This is a genomic window from Streptomyces diversicolor, from assembly GCF_057537855.1.
On sequence record NZ_BAAJXA010000099.1, the window covers coordinates 1 to 4,710 of the forward strand.

The window sequence follows — 4,710 nt, forward strand, 5'->3', positions numbered from 1 at the left end:
ACCCACCCCGGCCGGCCTGGCCGCGGTGGCGGCTCCGGACACGATCGACGTTCCGGAGAACCGCATCCCGGAGGGCGCCGAGCACATCACCCCGGACATGCTGCCGCTGGTCGATCTGGACGAGGCGGAACTGGCGCACGTCATCGGGCAGATACCCGGGGGCGCGGCCAACATCGCTGATGTCTATCCGCTCGCCCCGCTGCAGGAGGGCCTGTTCTTCCACCACCTGTTGCAGGCCGACGGCGGCGGTGCGGATGCCTATGTGGTGCCACGAGTCCTGCGCTTCGACTCAAGGGAGCGGCTGGACGCCTTCCTCGGCGCTCTCCAGCGCGTGGTGGACCGGCATGACATCTACCGCACGGCGATCGTGTGGGAGCAGTTGCGTGAGCCGGTCCAGGTCGTGGTCCGCCGGGCCGACCTGCCGGTCATCGAAGTCGCTGTCGATCGGGAAAGCAGCGATGTCGCCAGTCAGCTGACCGCGGCGGCCGGGTCGAGGATGGATATCGGCCGCGCTCCCCTGATCGACGTGCACATCACCTCACAGCCGGGCGAGGACGGTGGATGGCTGGCGCTGCTGCGCATGCACCACCTCGTCCAGGACCACACCACCCAGGACGTGCTGCTGGAAGAGATGAGCGCGTTCCTGTCCGGGCGGGAGGATTCCCTGCCGCAGCCGCTGCCGTTCCGCAACTTCGTCGCGCAGGCCCGGCTCGGCGTGACGCGCGAGGAGCACGAGCGCTACTTCACCGGCTTGCTGGGGGACGTGGAGGAGACGACGGCCCCCTATGGCCTGCTGGACGTGCACGGTGACGGCAGCGGTGTCGTGCGCTCCCACCTGGAAGTCGATGAACAGGTGGGCCGGCGCGTACGCGATGTGGCCCGGTCGTTGGGCGTGAGTCCGGCCAGCGTGTTCCACCTCGCCTGGGCTCGCGTCCTGGCTACGATCAGCGGCCGCGACGACGTCGTGTTCGGCACGGTGCTGTTCGGGCGGATGAACGCCGGTGTCGGTGCGGACCGGGTGCCGGGGTTGTTCATCAACACGCTGCCGGTCCGGGTCAGGGTGGATGCCGTCGGCGTCGCCAACGCGTTGGAAGGTGTGCGTGCTCAGCTGGCGGAGCTGCTGGTGCACGAGCACGCCCCGCTGCCCCTGGCGCAGCAGGCCAGCGGCATTCCCAACGGCAGCCCGCTGTTCACCTCGCTGTTCAACTACCGGCATGGCCGACGCCGGCCGGAGAACCCTCCTCCGGAGGCCGGCTCGTCCTCCAGGGGCATCAGCACGCTGTCCGTGCGTGAGGTGACGAACTACCCCGTGGCCGTGGCGGTCGATGACCTGGAGTCCAAGTTCGGACTGGTCGTGGACGCGGTGGGCCCGGTCGACGGGCAGGCCGTGTGCCGGCTGCTGCACACCTGCCTCGACAACCTCGTCACCACGCTGGAGGACGACCCCAGTAGCTACCTGTCGACGGTGGACATCCTCGACGCCACCGAACAGAACCGACTCCTCGAAGACTGGAACGACACCACCGCACACATCCCGCAGCAGTCTGCGCCCGAGATGTTCCAGGCCCAGGTGGCCCGCACCCCGGACGCCGTGGCAGTGGTGTACGGCGCTACGGAGCTCTCCTACGCCGAGCTGGAGACCAAGGCGAATCGGCTGGCGCACTACCTGCGAGGGCTCGGCGTCGGTACGGAGTCCGTGGTGGGCGTGTGCCTGCCGCGTGGGGTGGATCTGATCGTCGCGCTGCTGGCCGTGTTGAAGACCGGCGCGGCGTACGTGCCGCTGGATGTGCAGTATCCGGCGGAGCGGCTGGAGTTCATGCTCGCCGACAGCGGTGCACGGGTGGTGCTCGGACGCGGCGATACGTCAGCCGTGCTGTCAGGGCCCGGCGTGCAGGTGGTGAACCTCGATGACATGCGGGTGGCACGTGAGCTCGCGGCGACGCCCGTCACTCCTCCCGAAGTCGCCTTCGAGACGGGCGGACTGGCCTACATCATCTATACGTCCGGCTCGACGGGACGGCCCAAGGGCGTGGCCGTGTCGCATGGTGGCGTGGCCAGCCTGGTGGCGGCTCAGGCGGAGCGCTTCGCGGTGGACCCCGCCAGCCGGATGCTGCAGTTCGCGTCGGTGAGCTTCGATGCGGCGGTGTCCGAGGTCCTGGTGGCGCTGTCGAGCGGAGCACGACTCGTCCTGTCCGATGCGCACGAGTTGCTGCCTGGCCAGGGACTGGCCGAAGTCGTGGCGCGGCACGAGGTGACCCATGTGACGCTGCCACCGGCCGTGCTGGCTGTGCTGGCGCCTGAGGATCTGCCGTCGGTGTCGACACTGGTGTCGGCAGGCGAGGCACTGGGCGGTGACCTGATCGGACGCTGGGCTCCTGGCCGCCGGTTCATCAATGCCTACGGCCCCACGGAGACCACCGTGTGCGCCACGATGTCCGCCCCGCTCGCACCGGGCGACAGCTCCGGAATCGGCTCTCCGATCGTCAACACCCGGGTGTACGTGCTGGATGGTGCGCTGCGTCCGGTGCCGGCAGGGGTGGCGGGGGAACTGTATGTCGCGGGTGCGGGCCTCGCGCGGGGGTATGTGGGGCGTCCCGGTCTCACGGGTGAGCGGTTCGTGGCGTGCCGGTTCGGTCGGGCGGGCGCCCGGATGTACCGGACCGGGGATGTGGCGCGCTGGTCGGCCGGGGGCCGGCTGGAGTATCTGGGGCGTGCGGATGAGCAGCTGAAGATCCGCGGCTTCCGGATCGAACCGGGTGAGGTCCAGGCGGTCCTCGCCGCGCACCCGCAGATCACGCAGGCGGTTGTGATCGCCCGTGAGGACGCTCCCGGGGACAAGCGCCTGGTGGCTTACGTGGTCGGGGCCGCCTCGGAGTCCGAGCTGCGTGAGTACGCGGGTGAGCGGTTGCCGCAGTACATGGTGCCCTCGGCGGTGATTGTGCTGGATGCGTTGCCGTTGACGGTGAACGGCAAGCTGGACCGCCAGGCGCTTCCCGCACCCGCGTACACGGGCGCTGACAGCAGCCGTGCGCCTGCCACGGTGCAGGAGGAGATCCTGTGCCAGGCCTTCGCCCAGATCCTCGGGCTGCCCGCGGTCGGTGTGGACGACGACTTCTTCGCTCTGGGTGGGCATTCGTTGCTGGCGACGCGGCTGGTGAGTCGGGTGCGTGCGGTGCTGGGTGTGGAGGTGGCGCTGCGGACTCTGTTCGAGGCGTCGACCCCGGCGGGACTCGCCGCCGGCCTGGGTCAGGCGGACACGGCGCGTCCGGCTTTGGTGGCGGGGGAGCGTCCGGAGCGGGTGCCGCTGTCCTACGCGCAGCGCCGGCTGTGGTTCATCGGCCAGCTCGAAGGCCCCAGCGCGACCTACAACATCCCGACGACCCTGCGCCTGTCGGGTGAGCTGAACCGGGATGCGCTCGACGGCGCGCTGAAGGATGTGCTGGAGCGCCATGAGGTGCTGCGGACGGTGTTCGCGGTCGCCGATGGTGAGCCGTACCAGCGGATCCTGCCCGTGGACGAGAGCGGCTTCGCACTGACGGTCACCGACGTGCGCGCGGAGGAGCTCGGCGGGGTTGTGGCGGAGGCGGCGCGATATGCCTTCGACCTCGCGGAGGAGATCCCTGTCCAGGCCCGGTTGTTCCGGGTCGGCCCGGACGATCATGTGCTGGCGTTGGTGGTGCATCACATCGCGGGTGACGGCTGGTCGATGGGTCCGCTGGCGCGGGACGTGTCGATGGCCTACGCGGCACGGTGCGAGGGCCGCACCCCTGGATGGGCACCCCTCCCGGTGCAGTACGCCGACTACGTGCTGTGGCAGCGCGAGATGCTGGGGTCCGAGGAGGATCCGCAGAGTGTGCTGTCGCGTCAGGTGGGGTTCTGGCGCGAGGCGCTCGCCGGTGCCCCGGAGGAGCTGGCGTTGCCCTATGACCGGTCGCGTCCGGCCGTCGCCTCGCATGAGGGGCATGCGGTCGGGCTGGAGGTGACGGCGGCGGTACATGCGCGGTTGCGTGAGGTGGCGCGTGAGCGTGGCGTGACGGTGTTCATGGTGTTGCAGGCGGCGCTCGCGGTGACACTGTCGCGGCTGGGCGCGGGCACCGACATCCCGATCGGTTCGGCGATCGCGGGCCGTACCGATGAGGCGCTGGACGACCTCGTCGGGTTCTTCGTCAACACGCTGGTCATCCGCACGGACCTGTCGGGGGATCCGACGTTCGGTGAGGTGTTGGAGCGTGTCCGCGAGACGAGCCTGGCCGGTTTCGGGCATCAGGACGTGCCCTTCGAGCGGCTGGTGGAAGACCTGGCGCCGGTCCGCTCCCTCGCGCGGCACCCGCTGTTCCAGGTGATGCTGACCCTGCAGAACAACGCCCAGGCGGTCGTCGACCTGCCGGGACTGCGGGCCTCCGGAGTACCGACCGGATCTGCCGGGGTTCCCGGGACGGCAGGGCCGGCGACCGCCAAGTTCGACCTGGACGTCATGGCTACCGAGGTCTTCGACGCCGAAGGCGCCCCCGCTGGAATGCGGGGTGTCGTGATCGCGGCCGCTGACGTATTCGATGCGCCGACGGCAGAGCGGTTCGCGGAGTGGCTGGTGCGGGCGGTCGAGGTGGTGGTGGGGGCGCCGGACGTCCGGTTGAGTGCGGTGGATGTGCTGAGTGTGGGTGAGCGTGGGTTGGTGTTGGGGTGGGCTGGTGTGGGTGGGGAGGTGCCGCC

General features: G+C 69.9%; 1 protein-coding gene. It reads left to right on the top strand.

Going from position 1 to position 4,710, the window contains the following annotated elements; all coding sequences use genetic code 11:
• A partial coding sequence (locus tag AC27LF_RS45205; protein WP_487231307.1) for an amino acid adenylation domain-containing protein occupies positions 1-4,710 on the top strand: 4,710 nt, incomplete at both ends.